The organism is uncultured Microbacterium sp. (genome assembly GCF_947632095.1).
In the GTDB taxonomy this organism is placed as follows: Bacteria; Actinomycetota; Actinomycetes; order Actinomycetales; family Microbacteriaceae; genus Microbacterium.
In genome coordinates this window covers 1-19,040 of the sequence record NZ_CANROA010000018.1, presented here as the reverse complement: position 1 = coordinate 19,040, position 19,040 = coordinate 1, and the positions used below count along the sequence as shown (strand labels likewise).

The following is a 19,040-nucleotide window of genomic DNA, read 5'->3' as shown; positions in this document are numbered from 1 at the left end:
CAGAAGCCGTCCGGATGCCGTGGAAGCGGATCCGGGCGGCTTCGTCGTTTTCCCGAGCGGATGCGGGCGAGCGGCGCCGGCTCGTGACGGGAGGGCTCAGAGGCCGCTGCTGCGGATCAGCAGGGTGATCTCGGTGCCCGCGCGGCGCATCGATCCGCCTTCGGGATCGGTGCCGCGCACCTCCGTGAGCCCGTTCGGGAACGGCGTCCACAGGGCGTTCCAGGTCGGCTCGAAGCCAGCATCGCGGATGCGCTGCGCGGCGTCGTCGCGGTTGAGCCCGGTGACATCGGGAACCTCGAAGAGCTGAGGTCCGAGCGAGATCACGAGCGGCATGGTATCGCCGGGGCGCCAGTTGCCGCCTTCTGCACGGTCGCCCGTGCGGATGACGACGCCCTCGGCGATCGAGTCGCTGTACTCCTCGGCGAGGTCGACGGAGATCTGCTTGTCGCCGAGCTGCGCGGTCGCCTCGGCGCGAGAGAGTCCGACGACATCGGGGAGTGCGCCCAGCGACACGACGAGGCGAGCACTATCGGCTTCGAAGATTTCGCAGCCGTCGCCGCACTCATAGGCTTCGCCGCCCGCGCGAGGCGTGATGGTGGCATTGATGACGACATCGGGCTCGGCATCCGAATACAGCAGCAGATCGTCATCGGCGACGTCGACGTGCAGCTCATCGAGATAGGCGCGGGCATCGTCTGCGGTCATGCCGTTCAGCGGATCGAGCCGGTGCTGGGCGGGGCCGGAGGAGACGAAGACGGTGACCTCGGTGCCCTTGTCCTTGCGTTCGCCATCGGCGGGATCCGTGCGGATCGTCAAGCCCGGTTCGATATCGATCGAGCTCTCGTCGGCCGGAACTGCGACGAAGCCGTCTTCGGCCAGTGCGGCAGCCGCGGCGTCATAGTCGAGACCTGCGACGACGGGAACCGTGACAAGCGAACCGGGGCCCGAGCCGAACCACCAGCCCACGCCGCCGGCGATCGTCGCCAGCAAGAACACGAGGGAGAAGACGAGCGCGCCGCGAGCGCGCCGTTTGGCGGTGCGGCGGCGCAGCACGGTGGCGTTGTCGATGGGCTGCGGAATCGGGCCCGTCGGCTCGAGCGTCTGTGCGACCATCGTGGCCGGCATGACCTGGGTGAGGTCGCTGGAGTCGCTCATCGACTTGATGGTCTTGGTCGGTGCTGTCGTCGCCGTCGGGGCGATGTCGAGTTCGCGCTCGATCTCGCGGAGCCGGTCGAGCATCTGCTGAGCATCGTCGGGGCGCTCATCGGGTGCCTTCTCGGTCGACCACAGGACGAGCTCATCGAGCTGCTCGGGAACGGCGGGGTTGCGCACGCTCGGGCGCGGCACCGATTCGGTGGCGTGCTGGAAGGCGATCTGCATGGGCTGCTCGCCCTTGTAGGGCTGCTCGCCGGTGAGCATCTCGTAGAGGAGTATACCGAGCGCGTAGATATCGCTACGGGCATCCGCCGTGCCGCGGGTGACGAGTTCGGGGGCGAGGTAGGCGATGGTGCCCAGCAGCTGCTGCCCGGTGGCGGTGTTTGCGGTCGTGGCGCGGGCGAGTCCGAAGTCCCCGATCTTGATGCGGCCGTCCTCGGCGAGGAGGACGTTCTCGGGCTTCACGTCGCGATGCACGATCCCGGCCTTGTGCGCGGCGGCGAGCCCGGAGAGGATCGCATGCATGATCGTGATGGTCTGCGCGATCGTGAGCCGCCGCTGCTCGCGCATGAGCTCCCGCAGGGTGATGCCGGGCAGGTATTCCATGACGAGGTAGGCGAGTTCGCCGTCCTGCCCCTGATCGAAGACGTTGACCACATTCGGATCGGCGAGCCGGGCCGCGGCTCGGGCCTCCTGGATGAAGCGGCTCTGGAACACCGAGTCGTCGCTGAGGTGGCCGTGCATGACCTTCAGCGCGATGCGTCGCTCGAGTCGGAGGTCGGTGGCGACGTACACGGTGGCCATCCCGCCGCGGGCGATGCGCGCCCGGACCCGGTACCGACCGTCGACGAGCCGCCCGATGAGCGGGTCGGCTTGCTGATTGGTCGTCACGTACGAATTCTATGGAGAAGTGGCTGTGAGGCCCGGGAACGCCTCACCTTTTGCGCGGGGAAAGCCGCGAGAATCAGCCGTACAGCTCGAGCCAGCGGTATGCGGCCTGCTCCCAGAGCCCGTAGCGCTCCGGGTAGGCGGAGATCTGCACCGCCTGGGCGGCATCGCTGAAGGGCATCTCCTGCCAGCCGGGAATGTCGAGGAGGCCGCGTGTGGTGGTTCCGTCGGCGTTGTGCGCGCCGAGGAAGAACGAGCGGATGCTGTGCCCGCGGTCCATGATCTGAGAAGGGTCGCCCCATCCGGTGCTGGGGCGCTGCTGGAAGAGGCCGAGCGAATCGCGATCGCCCCAGTCGAGATTGCGCATCCAGGATTCGACCATCGAGGTGCTCAGGGCGATCGCGATGCCTCGTTCGGGGACGCCGAGCTCGCGGCCGATGCGGATGATGAGGGCGGCGTTCTCCGCCTGGGACGCGTTGAGCGCGGCGGTTGTGTCGGGCGCTGCGGATGCCGCGGGGGCGGCGTCCGCGGACGGCGCCGGGGGAGCGATCCGGAGGATCTGGCCGGGGTAGATGATCGATGCGGGCGTGAGCGAGTTCGCCGCGAGGATCGCCGCGACGCTCGTGCCGTGGTTCTCGGCGATCGCGAAGACCGTGTCACCCGCGACGACGGTGTGCGTCCCCGTCGTCGCGGACTTCGGTGCGGGAGAGGCGGAGGGCGAGTGGGAGGTCAGCCGGATGGTCTGGCCCGGGTAGATGACGGATCTCCAGCTGAGATCGTTCCAGGCGAGGACGTCGGCCGTGGCGAGGCCGAAGGAGGCAGCGATCGCGGCCACGGTGTCTCCCGGGCGCACCGTGTGGAACTCCGGGAGGTTTGTGCCGGTGGCCGCGGCGGTTGGAGCGGATGCGGCCGCGCGGGGCAGCGCTGTGGCGTCGAGCTGGTGCGTGTCGCCGGTGGAAGCCGGTTCGACTGCTGTCGCGGGCGATGCGCTCATCGCGCTCGCTATGACGCCGAGAACCGCAGCGGGGACCCCGATCTGAGCGTGTCGTGGCGTGGTCGTTTTCATGGTTCCCCCGTCTTTTGACTCCTGAAACGCTGACACGCTCGTCAACGCATGTCAACCAATGTGGCGGATGTGGCGGTAGTGAACTGTGTCGCAGGGCGTCTCGTCAGCCGGGAGATGAGATAGTCGGAGGGTGTCTGAGACTGCTCCCGAAACCCCGGCCTTCGACTGGCTGACCATGCCCGACCTCGTCGAGGTGCTCGATGAGCCGCTGGGGCGGGTGCGGCGTCTGATCGCCGAGCAGTACCTGATCGGCTCGCAGCGCCACGGCGCGTTCGCCGTTCCCTCGATCTTCATCGTGAACGGCAGCCCGCTTCCGTCCCTGCGCGGGACCATCATCGTGCTGCAGGACGCCGGTTTCTCGGATGATGAGGCGATCGACTGGCTGCTGGCCGAGGAGGCCGAGCTCGGACGCTCGCCCATGGCGGCGCTTCTGGACGGACACAAGAGCGCGGTCCGCCGCGTGGCGCGCACGCTCGCCTGAGGCCCGACGCTCAGGACGAGCGGACGGTCGCCGCTAACCCGAGATCGCGCAGGTCGTCGACTGCGGCCGCTTCGAGGCGCGCCCCGACCAGTGCTGCTTCGGCGGAACGGGCGTGCTCCGTGATCATCTCCTCGACGCGGTCGAGAGCGTCCGCCGCACGGATCACGGACTGCATCCTCTGAACCTGCTGCTCGGTGAGCGACCGATCGCCGAGCATCGCATCGAGCTCCTCGCGCGCCGGCCCGTCGAGCCGTTCACGCGCGAGCGCGATGAGGACGGTGCGCTTGCCCTCACGCAGATCGTCACCGGCGGGCTTTCCGGTCACGGACTCGTCGCCGAAGATCCCGAGCACGTCATCGCGCAGCTGGAAGGCCACGCCGATCGGGTGCCCGAAGCCGCGCAGTGCGGCGATCTGCTCCGCATCGGCGCCCGCCAGGGCCGCCCCGAGCACGAGGGGCTGCTCGATGCTGTATCGGGCGGACTTCAGCGAGACGACGCGCAGGGCGCGCGCGGCATGGGTCGAGGCGTCGTTGACGCGCCACGCGGATTCCTCGGCGATGTCGAGGAACTGGCCGGTTGTGACGACGCGTCGCATGCGGGCGTACTCCTCCCGCACCGCAGCGGCGTGCGGGTGCTCGGCGATCGCCTGCTCCATCAGGTCATCGCTCCAAGCGACCAGCAGGTCGCCGAGCAGGATCGCGGATGCGCGTCCGAACGCCTCGGCGTCGCCGGCCCAGTCCAGATCCCGGTGCTGCTCCTCGAGAGCGCGATGCGCGGCGGGACGGCCGCGACGCGTGTCGGAGTTGTCGATCAGATCATCGTGGACGAGGGCCGCGGACTGGAAGATCTCCAGGGCCGCGCAGAGGTCCCACAGGGCAGCCGTCTCGGCGGCCTCGGGGAGCGCCTCGCGCGCCACGGACAGCCAGCCGCTGTGGCAGAAGCGAGCCCGTAGGCGCTTGCCGCCCAGGAGCGTCCCGCGCGCGGCCTCGAGGAAGAGGGCGGCGTCCGGGCCGTAATCGTCGGACTCCTCTCGTCGCTGGGCGAAGAAGCGCTCCAACCGGTCGGCGACGGCGTCCTGAACGAGTGTCGAAGAAGTCACGATCCTCAGCTTAGGTTCTCAGCCGATGGCTAGCCTCGGGGGACCGGACGCGGCTAGACTGGAGGTCACCGACATGAGGGGAGACGTCATGCCACTGTCAGAACAGGAGCAGCGTCTGCTTGATGAGATGGAACGCCATCTCCTGCACAACGACGCGGACATCGTCAGTGCTCCCTCCGGGGATCGCACGCTCAGCTACCGAAACCTCGTATACGGTGCGCTTCTGCTGCTCGTCGGCATCGCCGCGCTGGTCTCCGCCGTCGCGCTCGGCAGCACGATCGGCGCGGTCGGGAGCATCGTGGTCGGCGTGATCGGATTCGCGGCGATGGTCGTCGGCGTGATCCTCGCGGCCACACCCGTCCGTCGTACCGGCCCGACCGCGGTTCCCTCGGGATCCTCCGCGAAACGACCTGCGCCGGGGTCGGCATCCTTCATGGATCGCATGAACGATCGATGGGATCGCCGCCAAGACGGCCGCTGAGCCTCTCCCTTCCAGAACCCGGATGCCATTGGCATCCGGGTTTTTTGTTTCTTCCGGCGTGCCGTTCGAAACGCCCCATTTCCCTCCACTCGCCCTCCCCGTGGAGATTCCCCGGTATTCCGGGGTTTTTGAGGTGCCAATCATACAGATCATCGAGACCGGTGGAGTCCAGCCATAGGAAAGTGGGGATAAGTGGAGTAAAGTGGGGCAAACCTCGAGGTTGGCCGGACACAGAGGGGGTGATGGCCGATGTTGTTGGGGACGCATACTCCGAAGCTCGATGACAAAGGTCGTGTCATCCTTCCGGCGAAATTCCGTGAGGATCTCGGCGGCGGCATCGTGGTCACCCGCGGCCAGGAGCGATGCCTCTACGTCTTCAGCACCGCCGAATTCGAGGCGATGCATGAACGCATCCGGCAGGCGCCGCTCACCAACAAGCAGGCTCGGGACTTCCTGCGCATGTTCCTCTCGGGAGCGAGCGCGGAAATGCCCGACAGCCAGAACCGCATCACGATCCCCGCTCACCTGCGCCAGTACGCCGGTCTCCAGAAGGAGCTCGTCGTCACCGGCGTCGGCGCGCACGCCGAGATCTGGGATGCCGCCGCCTGGAACGCCTACCTCGAAGCAGGCGAGGAGAACTATTCAGAACTGGAACAGGAGGTGATCCCGGGCCTCTTCTGACCTTCGGCTGTGATGCCCCGCCGCTCCCGCCCCGACACACTTCCCCGGTGCCGGGTCGCGAAGCGGAGGGGAATCAGAGCCGAAGATCACCGGAAAGAATCATGGACATCCGAGACATCCACACACCCGTCCTCCTCGACCGCTGCGTCGAACTCCTCGCCCCCGCGCTCCAGCACGACGGCGCGATCCTCGTCGACGCGACGCTCGGCATGGGCGGCCACTCCGAAGCGCTGCTCGAGCGGTTCCCGAACATTCGGCTGATCGGCCTTGATCGTGACACCGACGCGCTGCGCATCGCAGGACAGCGTCTGGCGCGCTTCGCCGACCGGGTGACCCTCGTCCACACGGTGTACGACGAGATCGCCCTGCACGCGCAGGGAGCCTCCGGCATCCTGATGGACCTCGGCGTCTCCTCCCTTCAGCTCGACGAGGCGGAGCGCGGATTCGCGTACTCCAAGGATGCTCCGCTGGACATGCGCATGGACCAGACCGCCGGCATCACCGCGGCCGAGGTCCTGTCGACCTACAGCGAGGGGAACCTTCGCCGGATCTTCGAGCGCTACGGCGAGGAGAAGCTGGCGGCCCGCTACGCCCGGTTCATCGTCCAGGCCCGCGACGAGAAGCCCCTCGTGCGATCGCAGGACCTCGTGGACCTCCTGCAGGCGGCGACGCCCGCGGCCGCGCAGCGGACGGGGCATCCCGCCAAGCGCGTCTTCCAGGCGCTGCGCATCGAGGTCAACGCCGAACTGAGCGTCCTCGCCGACGCGATTCCCGCCGCCATGGGCTCTCTCGCGGTCAACGGGCGCATCGTGATCATGAGCTACCAGTCGCTCGAAGACCGACTCGTCAAGCAGGCCTTCGCGGCGGCATCCGCTTCGACCGCACCTGCCGGCCTCCCCGTCGAGCTGCCCGAGCACGCGCCGCGCTTCCGCACCCTGACGAAGGGGGCGGAACTCGCCGACGAAGAAGAGAAGGCGCGCAACCCCCGGGCCATCCCGGTCCGCCTGCGCGCCGCCGAGAGAATCCGGGAGTCGATATGAGCCGTGCCACAGCGGCAGCAGCGCTGCCCGTGCCGAGCAAGCCCGCGGCTCGACCCGCGCGTCGGCTCACCACCGTCACGGCCCCGGCCCGCAAGCGCCGGCCGAAGCTCATCTATGCGCTCATCGCGCTCGGGGGAGCGGCGGCGATCGGAGCGGCCCAGGTCGGACTGTCGCTCGCGATCACTCGCGACTCGTTCGTCCTCGCCGACCTCACCTCCCAGCAGCGTGAGCTCGACCTGCGCTCCAGCGCCCTCAGCGACGATCTGGCCGGTCTCGCCTCGCCGCAGCGTCTGGCGACCAAGGCCGATGAGCTCGGAATGATCGTCGCCGGTTCCGCGTCCTACCTCCGGCTGAGCGACTCGGCCGTCCTCGGTGCGGACGCCGGAGCCGGCTGGTACTCCAGCGTCGATCCCACCGGGACCGGCGCGGTCCAGAACGCGCTTCTCGAGGCGAAGGCGGCCGCGGCGGCCGAGAGCAGCGAAGCCGCGGAGGAGGAGACTCCCGCTCCCGTCGAGTCGAACCTCCCGCCCACACTCGATGACGGACTCCCCAGCCCGACCACCCGCTGACCAGATGATTGAGGGAACCCCATGACGTCACGAGCAACGCGAGGACCCCGGCGCCGGACGGTCTTCGCCCTCGGAACGATCCTGTGCGTGCTGGTCGCCTTCGTCATCCGCCTCGTCGACATCCAGGTGGTCAGCGCCAACGACCACATCGCGGATTCCCTGGAGGTCGGAAAGCTCGGCTCGACGCAGACGCTCACCGGTGCCCGCGGCACGATCGAGGACGAGAACGGCATCGTGCTCGCTTCGAGCGTGAAGATCTACGACGCGCAGCTGAGTCCGAGCCTCATCGAGGAGGTCGACGGAAACGAGAAGAATCCGCCCGAGCACCCCTGGGAGGAGGCATCGGAGCTGATCGCCGAGATCACCGGGCAGGACGCCGCCGATCTGCGCGCCGGTGTCGCAGCGAACCTCGAGAACAATCCCGACTCGCAGTACTACCTGCTCAAGAACGGGCTGAGCACCGCCGACTACTTGAAGCTGCGCGACCTGGGCCTGGTCTACCTGTCGATGACACCGCGCGAGACGCGGCTGTATCCGAACGGGGCCGTCGCCGGAAACATCGTCGGATACCTCGACAGCGCGGGTGAGGCCCAGTCCGGTGTCGAGCAGCTCGAATCCGCCTGTCTCGCGCCCACGAGCGGGGAGCGCACCTATCTGCGCGGGACCGACGGCGTGATCATTCCGGGGAGCGACCGCACGGTTCCCGCGGAGGACGGCGGCACCGTCACCCTGACGATCAACAGCGATCTGCAGTGGTACCTGCAGCAGATGATCGCCGAGGAGGCGCACACCCAGAACGCCAAGGCGGGTTCGGTCACGGTGGTCGAGGTCAAGACCGGAAAGATCCGCGCCGCCGCCGAATGGCCCTCGCTCGACCCGAACGACCTCGATTCCTCGAGCCCGGAGGACTGGGGAACGCGCATCTTCACCCGCACGTTCGAGCCGGGATCGACCTTCAAGGCGATCACGGCGGCCACCCTGCTCGAAGAGGGGGTCGTCAACGGGAACACCACGGTCTCGGCATCCAGTCATGAGAAGTTCGCGAACGGAGCGGTCATCAACGACGCCTTCGTGCACGGCGCCCATCAGTACACGCTCGCCGGATCCATGATCGACTCCTCGAACGTCGCACTGGCGAAGTTCGGCACCATGATCGATGCGCAGACGCGCCACGAGTATTTGGAGCGGTTCGGCGTCGGAGAGACGACGATCGACTTCCCCCGCGAGGAGCCGGGTCTGCTGCACCCGGTCGAGAACTGGGACAGCCAGTCGCTGTACACGACGACCTTCGGACACTACTTCACCGTCACGGCGCCGCAGCTGGCCGGCGCCTATCAGGCGCTCGCGAACGGCGGCGAGAAGATCGACCTCTCGCTCGTCGAGTCCTGCACGCTCGACGATGGAACGGTCGTGCCCGCTCAGGCCCCCGAGCACGAGCAGATCATCTCCGAATCGACGGCGGATCAGGTCTCCCGCATCCTCGAGAACGTCTCGGTCCAGGGCGGGCTCTCCGACAGCATCAAGGTCCCGGGATACCGTGTGGCGACCAAGACCGGAACCGCGCAGGTGCCCGATGGCAATGGCGGCTACAAGGACGGGATCTACTTCACGAGCATGGCCGGCTTCGCCCCGGTGGACGATCCGGAGTACGTGGTCGTCGTGACACTCGACGAGCCGACTAGAGTTGTCTCGTCAGCAGCGACCGCGGATGCCTTCCAGAAGGCGATGACTCAAGTGCTCAAGGCCTACCGCGTGTCGCCGTCCTCCGAACCGATGGACGAGCTGCTTCCCAAATTCAAGTAGCCGGCACGAGCGTGCCGCACCTGGAGATTTCATGATCGCCCTGTCGCTCGCAGAGATCGCCGCCATCACCGGCGGCGACCTGCGCATCGACGGCACCGACACCGCGCAGACCGTGGTGGACGGGGTCGTCGACACGGATTCCCGAAAGATGGTTCCCGGGGGCGTCTTCGTCGCCAAGCCCGGTGCCGACACCGACGGACATCGCTTCGTCGACGCCGCGGTCGCCGCGGGGGCTGTGCTCGCCCTCGTGGAGCGCCCCGTGGATGCGCCGGTCTCGCAGATCGTCGTGCCGGATGCCGTCACCGCCCTCGCCGACCTGGCGCGCGCCGTCGTTGCACGGGTTCGGGATCAGGGCGATCTGAGGATCGTCGGCATCACCGGGTCCAACGGCAAGACGACGACGAAGAACATGCTGGCCCGCATCCTCTCGGACGAGGGTGAGACGGTCTCGCCGATCGCGTCGTACAACAACGAGGTCGGGGCTCCGCTGACGATGCTGCGCGTCACCCCGACGACGAAGTTCCTCGTGAGCGAGTTCGGAGCGGCAGAGCCGGGGAGCATCGCGCACCTGGCGGGTCTGGTCGAGCCGGACATCGCCGTCGTCCTGATGGTCGGCATGGCGCACGCCGGAGGCTTCGGGGGCATCGAGGCCACGGCGAAGGCGAAGTCGGAGCTCGTGACCGCCGCCCGCTCCACCGGCACGGCCGTGCTGAACATCGACGACCCCCGCGTCGCCGCTATGCGCGAGATCGCCGCCGCGCGCGGCATGAGCGTCGTGGGCTTCGGGCAGGGCGCGACCGCGGACCTCCGAGCCGAGGAGATCTCGGTCGCGGCGGACGGCACGCGCACCGCGATCGTCGTCGACGGTGAGACGCTGCCGCTCCACCTGCAGGTGCTCGGCGCGCACCACGTCAACAATGCCCTGGCCGCGATCGCCGCCGCTCGCGTTCTCGGCGTCGCGCCGGCCGTCGCGGCCGCGCGCCTCGAGACGCTCGAGATCGCGGAGCGCTGGCGCATGCAGCCCCTGGGCAATGATCGGGTGCGCATCATCAACGACGCGTACAACGCCAGCCCCGATTCCATGGCCGCGGCGCTGCGCACTCTGGCGCAGATCAGCGGAGCCGAGGAGCGCACCGTCGCGGTTCTCGGCGCGATGAGCGAGCTCGGCGAGGATGCCGGTGAGGAGCACGACCGCATCGGGCTGCTCGCGGTGCGTCTGAACATCCGCCGGATCGTCATCGTCGGCCCGGAGGCACGCCGGCTCTACCTCGCCGCGGTGGGCGAGGGTTCGTGGGACAGCGAAGCCGTCCACCTGCCCGACCAGGACTCCGCATTCGATTACCTGCGCACCGAGCTGCGCGACGGCGACCGTGTGCTCGTGAAGTCATCCAACTCCGTCGGGCTCCGACACCTCGGCGACCGTCTGGGAGAATTGTTCTCGTGAGATCACTCCTCATGGCTGCGGCCATCTCGCTCGCCTTCACTCTTTTCCTGACCCCGGTCTTCCTGCGGCTGTTCCGCCGCTGGGGGTGGGGACAGGTCATCCGCACACCGGAAGACGCGAGCAACCCGAGCCACGAGGCCAAGCGGGGAACGCCCACCATGGGCGGCATCATCTTCATCCTCGGCACGATCGTGGGCTACTTCACCGGCGTCTACGCGGGCGGGAGCACGCCGGCGCTGTCGGCGATCCTCGTGCTGTGGCTCATGCTCGGCTTCGGCATCGTCGGTTTCATCGACGACTACATGAAGGTCAAATCCCAGCGCAGTCTCGGCCTGTCCGGCTGGCGCAAGGTCTTCGGCCAGCTCCTCGTCATGATCCCGTTCGGAGTCGTGGCCCTGAACTTCCCGAACCAGTTCGACCAGACTCCGGCGAGCGGCTACATCTCGCTGTTCCGCGACATCCCCTGGCTCAACCTGTTCGCCTTCGGGGTGATCATCGGCTGGATCGTCTACCTGGTCTGGATCGCGCTCGTCGGCATCGCGACCTCCAACAGCGTGAACCTGACCGACGGGCTCGACGGCCTCGCCGCCGGAGCCGGTGTCTTCGTCGTCAGCGCATACAGCCTCATCGCCTTCTGGCAGTTCAAGCAGTCCTGCTTCAGCGCCACGGGTGCCGAGGCAGATGTCCTCGAGGCATGCTATTCAGTGCGCGACCCCTTCAACCTCGCGATCGTCGCGGCCTCTTTCGCCGCGGGGCTCGTCGGCTTCCTCTGGTGGAACGCACCCAAGGCCAAGGTGTTCATGGGCGATGTCGGATCGATGTCGATCGGCGGCGTGATCACGGCGATGGCGATCCTCACCCGGACCGAGCTGCTTCTGCTGCTCATCGCGGGCATCTTCGTCCTCTCCTCGGGGTCCGTGATCCTGCAGCGCGCGTACTTCAAGATCACCCGGGGCAAGCGCCTGTTCCTCATGAGCCCGTTCCACCACCATCTCGAGATGCGCGGGTGGCCCGAGGTCACGATCGTCGTGCGGCTCTGGATCATCGCGGGTCTGCTCGCGGTGTCGGCGATCGGCCTCTTCTACGTCGAATGGCTCAGCCTCGCATGAGCAGCCGCCTCGACTCGCTGACCAGCTGGCGCGCCGACTGGGCGGGGCTGCGCGTCGCCGTCCTCGGACTCTCGGTGACCGGCTTCTCCGCCGCCGACACCTTGACCGAGCTCGGCGCCGAGGTCCTCGTCCTCTCGGAGTCCGCCTCCGAGGAGTACGAGCGCCTCGTCCCCGTGATCGGTGCGCAGCTGGCGATCGGAGAACTGGATGAGGCACCGGCGGCGCTCGTCGCGTTCGCGCCGGACGTGGTCGTCGCCTCGCCGGGCTTCGCGCCCTCGCATCCGCTCATCCGCTGGACGCAGGAGCAGGGAATCGCCCTGTGGGGAGACGTCGAGCTGGCATGGCGGGTGCGCGACAAGGTCGTGCGCGATGACGGAACGCCCGCCGACTGGGTGCTCATCACCGGCACCAACGGCAAGACGACCACCACGCAGCTCACCGCGACGCTGATGCGCGAGGGCGGGTTGCGGGCGGCGCCGTGCGGCAACATCGGGATTCCGGTCCTCGACGCCGTGCGAGACCCCGCAGGGTTCGATGTTCTCGTCGTCGAGCTCTCCAGCCACCAGCTCTGGTACATCGGACAGAGCAGCGCCGCCGGCGAGCTCGAGCCCCACTCATCGGTCTGCCTGAACCTCGCCGACGACCACCTGGTCTGGCATGGCAGCGCCGACGCGTATCGCGCTGCGAAGGCCTTCGTGTACCGGAACACGCGCGTCGCCTGCGTCTACAACAAAGCCGACATCGCGACGCGGGAGATGGTTGAGGAGGCCGATGTGCGCGAGGGGGCGCGGGCTATCGGATTCGATCTCGGCGTTCCCGGGCCGAGCGACTTCGGCATCGTCGACGGCATCGCCGTCGACCGGGCCTTCATCGAGGACCGGCGCAACAGCGCCCTGGAGCTCACCACGATCGACGATCTGGTCGCCGTGGGCCTCTCGGCACCGCACATCGTGCAGAACATCCTCGCGGCGAGTGCTCTCGCACGCGCCGTCGGCGTCCCTGCCGAGGCCATCCACCGTGCGCTGCAGGGCTTCCGACTCGATGCGCACCGCATCCAGGTCGTCGCCCGCCACGCCGGCATCACCTGGATCGACGACTCCAAGGCGACGAACCCGCACGCCGCAGCATCCTCGCTGCGCGCCTACCCGGGAGCCGTCTGGGTGCTCGGCGGCGATCTCAAGGGCGTCGACCTCTCTGACCTCATCGCGGGAGCCGGACGCACGGCGGGCGCCGCGCTCATCATCGGTGTGGAACGCGCCGAGCTGGTCGCGGCATTCGAGCGACACGCGCCCGACGTGCCCGTGATCGAGGTCGTCAGCGCTGAGACTGAAGAGATCATGACACGCGTGGTCGAAACGGCCGCGGGGATCGTCGCAGACGGGGGCACGGTTCTCCTGGCCCCTGCCGCGGCATCCTTCGACCAGTTCGACAGCTACGCGGATCGTGGTCATCGCTTCGCCGAAGCGGTGCGCAGGTGGATCGACCGGGGGAGTGCTGATGACTCAGACGGCTCGCCCGTCGCGGAGTGAGTCCCGGGGACTCGCCGCGCGGGTCACACTGGGGCGAATCTTCACACCGCCGTCGACCGAGTTCCTCCTCATCGCATCGACCGCACTGCTGCTGACCTGCTTCGGCATCGTCATGGTCATCTCGGCGACGAGCGCCGTCGAGATGGGCGTCATGGACACCGCTCTCAAGCAGGCGATGTTCGCCGCCGTCGGAATCCCACTGATGTTCCTCGTCAGCCGGGTCCCGATCTCGGTGCTGAAGAAGATCGCCTGGCCGGCGCTCATCGCGGGGATCGCGATGCAGCTTCTCGTCTTCACACCGCTCGGCGTGGCCGCTGATGGAAACCGCAACTGGATCAAGGTCGCGGGCATATCGGCGCAGCCGTCTGAATTCCTCAAACTCGCCCTGGCGATCTGGATCGCCTACGTGCTGCTGCGCAAGCGCGCTCTGCTGGGCGTGTGGAAGCACGTGTTCATCCCGGTCGTCCCCGTCAGCGTCCTCGTGATCGGCACGGTCATGGCGGGCCACGACCTGGGCACGAGCATGGTGCTCGTCCTCATCCTGCTCGGATGCCTGTTCTTCGCCGGGGTCAGGCTGCGGCTGTTCGTCATCCCCGTTCTGCTCGGTGTCGTCAGCGTCGCGCTGCTCGCCGTGATGAGCCCGGACCGCATGCGACGAATGACGGCGAGCTGCGAGGACATGACCCTCTACGAGACCGACTGCTACCAGTCGATCCACGGGGTCTGGGGGATGGCCAACGGCGGGATCTTCGGCCTCGGACTCGGCAACTCCCAGGAGAAGTACGGCTGGCTGCCCGCGGCGGCGAACGACTTCATCTTCGCGATCGTCGGTGAAGAGCTGGGATTGATCGGCTGCATCGTCGTGCTCGGGCTCTTCACGTTCTTCGCCATCGGCGCCTTCCACATCATGCGCAAGACCTCCGATCCGTTCATCCGCGTCGCAGCAGGCGGCATCACGGTCTGGATTCTCGGACAGGCACTCATCAACATCGGGGTCGTGCTGCGCATCGTCCCCGTGATGGGCGTTCCTCTGCCGTTCATGTCCCAGGGCGGCACTGCGCTGATCGCGGTCCTGCTGGCGTGCGGCGTGCTGCTCGCATTCGCGCGGACGATCCCGGCGCCCGAGCGGGAACAGGTCGGTGGAAAGGGGTAAGGTCACCTGGTGACCTCGTACCTTCTCGCCGGCGGTGGCACCGCCGGCCACGTGAACCCTCTGCTCGCCGTCGCCGATGGGCTTCGTGCCCGCGACCCCGAGGCGGACGTGCTCGTCCTGGGAACGAAGGAAGGACTGGAAGCGCGTCTGGTGCCCGAGCGCGGCTATGAGCTGCTGATCGTCGACAAGGTGCCGTTCCCGCGCCGGCCGAACCGCCAGGCGCTGGCCTTCCCCGCTCGTTTCCGTCGTGCGATCGCGCAGGTCCGCGGGCACATCCGCCGCCACCGGATCGATGTCGTCGTCGGTTTCGGTGGTTATGCCTCCGCGCCGGCGTACATCGCTGCGCGCCGTGAGGGCGTGCCCTACGTGGTGCACGAGGCCAACGCGAAGCCCGGCTTGGCGAACCGACTCGGTGCGCGGCGTGCAGCCGGACTCGGCGTGGCCTTCGACGGGACCCCGCTCTCCGGCGCCGAGGTCGTCGGGATGCCCCTGCGCCGTGAGATCGTGGAGCTCGACCGGGTCGCGACCCGCGCGGAGGCGGCCGAGCACTTCGGTCTGGACGCCGAGCGCCCGGTCCTCCTGGTCTTCGGCGGCTCCCTGGGAGCGCAGCGCCTGAACGAGGCTCTGGCCGGCTCCTGGGCGGATGTCATTGCCGCCGGCTGGCAGCTGCTGCACGTCACGGGCGAGCGGAGCGAGCTCTCCGATCCCGAGGTGCCCGGTTATGCGCTTCGCCGCTATGTCGATCGCATGGATCTCGCGTTCTCCCTGTCCGATCTCATCGTCTCCCGCGCCGGATCCGCGACCGTCAGCGAGATCAGCGCGCTCGGCATCCCCGCCGTGTACGTTCCCTATGCGGTGGGCAACGGCGAGCAGAAGCTGAATGCGGCCTCCGCCGTGTCCGCGGGAGCCGCGATCCTCATCGAGGACGCCGGCCTCACCGGCGACAGCATCCGAGATCAGGTGATCCCACTGCTGAACGACCGAGAGCGCATCGCCGCGATGGCGAAGGCGGCCGAGGGCGTCGGCACGCGCACCGGCACCGAGAACATGATCGGATTGATCGACCGGGCCGTGGCGCGCTGAGCCTTATCCACAGCCCGGCGTGCCCCGAACCCCCGATCAGGGGCGCGAATTAGAATGAATGCGACATGATCAGACCTGACCTCTCCCTCCCGATCCCGGAGTCCATCACCGCCGCGCACTTCATCGGCATCGGCGGATCCGGCATGAGCGGACTCGCCCAGATGTTCCTCGACGCGGGCATCCGCGTCTCCGGCTCCGACCGCTCCGACAGTGACGCGCTCCGTGCGCTGGAGGCCGCGGGGGCGACCGTCCACGTCGGACACGACGCCGCTCACCTCGGTGAGGCCGATACCGTCGTCCACACCGGAGCGATCTGGCCGGAGAACCCCGAGTTCGTCACGGCGAAGGAGCGCGGCCTGCACGTGATCCACCGCTCGCAGGCGCTGCACTGGCTGATCGGCCGGCGCCGCCTGGTCTCGATCGCGGGGGCCCACGGCAAGACGACCTCGACGGGCATGCTCGTCACATCGCTGCAGGCCCTGGGCGCAGACCCCAACTTCGTCAACGGCGGCGTCATCGAGCAGCTGGGCGCCTCGAGCGCATCGGGCGCCGATGAGCTGTTCGTCGTCGAAGCCGATGAGTCGGATGGCACATTCCTCCTCTACGACACGGCGATCGCCCTGATCACCAATGTCGATCCCGACCACCTCGACCACTACGGCTCCGACGAGGCCTTCCACGATGCGTTCATCCGATTCGCGGATGCCGCCTCCGAAGCCGTCGTCATCTCCAGCGACGACCCCGGTGCGCTCCGCGTGCTGGCCGGGCTGTCGCACGAGAACGTCACGACCTTCGGTCTGGCCGAGGACGCGGATGTGCGACTGACCGAGATCTCGACCGCCGGTCCCGTCTCGGCGACGATCACGTATCGCGGATCCTCCGAGCGGTTGCAGCTGGCGATCCCCGGCGCGCACAACATCATCAACGCCGCGGGAGCCGTCGCCGTGCTGCTCATGCTCGGCTACGAGCTGGCCGAGTCGGTGCGCGCCGTCGAGGGCTTCGCGGGGACCGTCCGCCGCTTCGAGCTTCACGGAGTGGAGCGCGGGGTCAGCGTCTTCGACGACTACGCGCACCACCCGACCGAGGTCAAGGTCGCGCTCGAAGCAGCGCGCAGCGTGGTCGGCGACGGACGCCTGATCGCGATCCAGCAGCCGCACACCTATTCGCGCACTCAGCACATGTACCGGGAGTTCGCGGAGGTCCTCGAGGCCTATGCCGATCACACGGTGATGCTCGACGTCTACGGCGCCCGGGAAGATCCCGTGCCCGGTGTGACGGGCGAGCTCGTCAGCGGTGCTTTTCAGGATGCTGCCAACGTGCGCTACGTCGCCGATTGGCAGGAGGCCGCCGACTACACGGCGACCGTGGCCCGCGAGGGCGATTACGTCATCACTCTCGGCTGCGGCAACGTCTACCTGATCATCCCGCAGGTGCTCGACGCCCTCCGCGGCACCGCCGAGGCCTGAGCATGCGTCGCCCGGCACCGCTGCCGTCGACGGCGGAGCGCGAGGAACCGGCCCCGTGGCGGGGCCCGTCGCGCTCCGGTGCCGGTGAGGAGCAGCCGGATACGCCGGACCCCATCGACATCCGGGATCCGGGAGCAGATGAAGCCTCCGGAGAGGCGGCTCCCGATGCGAGCGTCGAGGATGCTCCGGACGACGAGCGAGTTCTGACGAGCCGTGACGTCTGGCGCGCGGCGCGTGCGCGCCGCAAGACCTTGCGGGCCGAGATCCGCCGGTTCACCCAGAGGTCGAGACGGCGGCGGATGCTGTGGCTGGGCGTGACGGGCGCGATCCTCCTTCTCATCGGGGGCAGCGTCGCCGCCGCTTACAGCCCGCTGTTCGCCGTGCGCCGGATCACGGTGGCGGGGGCATCGACGCTGGATGCCGGGCTCATCGAGTCGGCGCTGTTCGAGCAGATGGGAACGCCGCTCGCCCTCGTCGACGAAAGTGAGATCAAGGCGGCGCTGATGGCCTTCCCGCTGATCGAGAGCTACGCGCTCGAAGCCCGCCCGCCGCACGATCTAACGGTCAGGATCGTGGAGCGCACACCGGTGGGGGTGCTGGAATCGGATGCCGGATTCACCCTCGTCGACGCCGCCGGAGTCGCACTCTCGACGACGCCGGACCGACCGGAGGGGCAGCCGATCCTGAACGTCGTGGGCGGGCCGGGCTCGGATGCCTTCGAGTCCGTCGGCCTCGTGGTGCGGTCCCTGCCCGAGGACGTGCGAGCCGGGGTCGTGGAGGTCGCGGCGAGCACACTGGACGATGTCACGATCACGCTGGACAACGGACTGGTCGTCGTGTGGGGGAGCGCGGAGGAGTCGGTCCTGAAGGCGCAGACCCTGAGCGGCGTGCTCACCGCGAAGCCGGACGCCCGGAGCATCGACGTCTCGTCGCCGCTCGCCCCCGTCGCGGGATGACGAGGAGCCCGGTGATACGCCGACACGCCGTGTCGTTGCACGCGCGCGGGCGGATGGCGCATACCTTCGATCTGAGAGAACGCAATACCGGGAAATACTTTACACCTCTAGTTGAGGTTTAAGGTTCACATTCTTCCAGGCTCGACATATCGGAGGCCGGCCATGAGCCAGAACCAGAACTACCTCGCCGTGATCAAGGTCGTCGGCGTCGGCGGTGGCGGCGTCAACGCCGTCAACCGCATGATCGAGCTCGGCCTGCGAGGCGTCGAGTTCATCGCCGTCAACACCGACGCGCAGGCGCTGCTTATGAGCGACGCCGACGTCAAACTCGATGTGGGCCGTGAGCTCACCCGCGGACTGGGAGCCGGAGCGGATCCCGAGGTCGGCCGTCGCGCCGCAGAGGATCACGCGGAGGAGATCGAGCAGGCGCTCACGGGCGCCGACATGGTCTTCGTGACCGCCGGCGAGGGCGGCGGTACCGGCACCGGAGGCGCGCCGGTCGTGGCGCGCATCGCCAAGTCGATCGGCGCACTGACCATCGGCGTCGTCACGAAGCCGTTCTCCTTCGAGGGGCGTCGTCGTCAGAGCCAGGCGGAGGCGGGTGTCGCCAAGCTCAAGGAAGAGGTCGACACGCTCATCGTCGTCCCGAACGACCGCCTTCTGGAGATCAGCGACCGCGGCATCTCGATGATCGAGGCATTCGCGACCGCCGACCAGGTGCTCCTCGCCGGTGTGCAGGGCATCACCGATCTCATCACCACGCCCGGTCTCATCAACCTCGACTTCGCGGATGTCAAGAGCGTCATGCAGGGCGCAGGATCCGCGCTCATGGGCATCGGCTCCGCTCGGGGAGCGGACCGCGCCATCAAGGCCGCAGAGCTCGCCGTCGAGTCTCCTCTGCTGGAGGCATCCATCGAAGGTGCGCACGGCGTGCTGCTGTCGATCCAGGGTGGATCGAACCTCGGCATCTTCGAGATCCACGACGCCGCCGACCTCGTCAAGGAGGCCGCGCACCCCGAGGCGAACATCATCTTCGG

General features: G+C 68.1%; 17 protein-coding genes. 14 read left to right on the top strand and 3 right to left on the bottom strand.

Annotated features, from left to right (window positions below):
• Window positions 1–96 precede the first annotated feature (96 nt).
• Both pknB and Q0Z66_RS06725 read right to left on the bottom strand, forming a co-directional pair.
• A complete protein-coding gene (gene pknB / locus Q0Z66_RS06730; RefSeq protein WP_298039291.1) occupies window positions 97–2,046 on the bottom strand; it encodes a Stk1 family PASTA domain-containing Ser/Thr kinase in 1,950 nt (649 codons plus the stop codon).
• A gap of 73 nt (window positions 2,047–2,119) precedes the next feature.
• Window positions 2,120–3,037: a LysM peptidoglycan-binding domain-containing protein gene (locus Q0Z66_RS06725; protein ID WP_298039289.1), complete on the bottom strand. Its 918-nt coding sequence runs from the start codon at window positions 3,035–3,037 to the stop codon at window positions 2,120–2,122.
• Window positions 3,038–3,239: 202 nt separating this feature from the next.
• Here Q0Z66_RS06725 and Q0Z66_RS06720 point away from each other — a divergent pair, with 202 nt between their 5' ends.
• Window positions 3,240–3,590, top strand: a complete 351-nt coding sequence (locus Q0Z66_RS06720; RefSeq protein ID WP_366938978.1) for an Rv2175c family DNA-binding protein — start codon at window positions 3,240–3,242, stop codon at window positions 3,588–3,590.
• Between the two features lie 10 nt (window positions 3,591–3,600).
• Here Q0Z66_RS06720 and Q0Z66_RS06715 read toward each other — a convergent pair whose 3' ends face one another.
• The gene (locus Q0Z66_RS06715; RefSeq protein WP_298039287.1) at window positions 3,601–4,689 is read right to left on the bottom strand and encodes a polyprenyl synthetase family protein; all 1,089 of its coding nucleotides are present in this window, start codon (window positions 4,687–4,689) and stop codon (window positions 3,601–3,603) included.
• A gap of 88 nt (window positions 4,690–4,777) precedes the next feature.
• Here Q0Z66_RS06715 and Q0Z66_RS06710 point away from each other — a divergent pair, with 88 nt between their 5' ends.
• From Q0Z66_RS06710 to ftsZ, 13 genes are all read left to right on the top strand, one after another.
• On the top strand, window positions 4,778–5,170 hold the full coding sequence (locus Q0Z66_RS06710) for a DUF3040 domain-containing protein (RefSeq protein WP_298039284.1): 393 nt from the start codon (window positions 4,778–4,780) through the stop codon (window positions 5,168–5,170).
• A gap of 249 nt (window positions 5,171–5,419) precedes the next feature.
• Window positions 5,420–5,851 (top strand): division/cell wall cluster transcriptional repressor MraZ, encoded by a 432-nt coding sequence (gene mraZ, locus Q0Z66_RS06705; RefSeq protein WP_298039282.1) that lies wholly within the window; start codon window positions 5,420–5,422, stop codon window positions 5,849–5,851.
• A gap of 101 nt (window positions 5,852–5,952) precedes the next feature.
• Window positions 5,953–6,891, top strand: coding sequence for a 16S rRNA (cytosine(1402)-N(4))-methyltransferase RsmH (gene rsmH, locus Q0Z66_RS06700; RefSeq protein ID WP_298039279.1), 939 nt, complete (start codon window positions 5,953–5,955; stop codon window positions 6,889–6,891).
• Complete coding sequence (locus Q0Z66_RS06695; protein WP_298039276.1) at window positions 6,888–7,460, top strand: hypothetical protein; 573 nt, start codon at window positions 6,888–6,890, stop codon at window positions 7,458–7,460. Before rsmH ends, Q0Z66_RS06695 begins: the two co-directional genes overlap by 4 nt.
• 21 nt (window positions 7,461–7,481) lie before the next feature.
• On the top strand, window positions 7,482–9,263 hold the full coding sequence (locus tag Q0Z66_RS06690; RefSeq protein ID WP_298039274.1) for a penicillin-binding protein 2: 1,782 nt from the start codon (window positions 7,482–7,484) through the stop codon (window positions 9,261–9,263).
• Between the two features lie 31 nt (window positions 9,264–9,294).
• Entirely contained in the window at window positions 9,295–10,707 is a 1,413-nt protein-coding gene (gene murF, locus Q0Z66_RS06685) for a UDP-N-acetylmuramoyl-tripeptide--D-alanyl-D-alanine ligase (RefSeq protein ID WP_298039271.1), read from the top strand.
• Window positions 10,704–11,816 (top strand): phospho-N-acetylmuramoyl-pentapeptide-transferase, encoded by a 1,113-nt coding sequence (gene mraY / locus Q0Z66_RS06680; RefSeq protein WP_298039268.1) that lies wholly within the window; start codon window positions 10,704–10,706, stop codon window positions 11,814–11,816. The genes murF and mraY overlap by 4 nt, the downstream gene beginning before the upstream one ends.
• The gene (gene murD / locus Q0Z66_RS06675; protein ID WP_298039265.1) at window positions 11,813–13,345 is read left to right on the top strand and encodes a UDP-N-acetylmuramoyl-L-alanine--D-glutamate ligase; all 1,533 of its coding nucleotides are present in this window, start codon (window positions 11,813–11,815) and stop codon (window positions 13,343–13,345) included. Before mraY ends, murD begins: the two co-directional genes overlap by 4 nt.
• Entirely contained in the window at window positions 13,314–14,498 is a 1,185-nt protein-coding gene (locus Q0Z66_RS06670; protein ID WP_298039263.1) for a putative peptidoglycan glycosyltransferase FtsW, read from the top strand. Before murD ends, Q0Z66_RS06670 begins: the two co-directional genes overlap by 32 nt.
• Before the next feature lie 9 nt (window positions 14,499–14,507).
• A complete protein-coding gene (locus Q0Z66_RS06665; protein ID WP_298039261.1) occupies window positions 14,508–15,581 on the top strand; it encodes a UDP-N-acetylglucosamine--N-acetylmuramyl-(pentapeptide) pyrophosphoryl-undecaprenol N-acetylglucosamine transferase in 1,074 nt (357 codons plus the stop codon).
• Window positions 15,582–15,646: 65 nt separating this feature from the next.
• Window positions 15,647–17,047, top strand: coding sequence for a UDP-N-acetylmuramate--L-alanine ligase (gene murC / locus Q0Z66_RS06660; protein ID WP_298039259.1), 1,401 nt, complete (start codon window positions 15,647–15,649; stop codon window positions 17,045–17,047).
• A 2-nt stretch (window positions 17,048–17,049) separates the two neighbouring features.
• On the top strand, window positions 17,050–18,003 hold the full coding sequence (locus Q0Z66_RS06655) for an FtsQ-type POTRA domain-containing protein (RefSeq protein WP_298039257.1): 954 nt from the start codon (window positions 17,050–17,052) through the stop codon (window positions 18,001–18,003).
• 162 nt (window positions 18,004–18,165) lie between these two features.
• Window positions 18,166–19,040: cell division protein FtsZ (gene ftsZ, locus Q0Z66_RS06650; RefSeq protein WP_298039255.1), on the top strand; the 875-nt coding region annotated here is incomplete at its 3' end.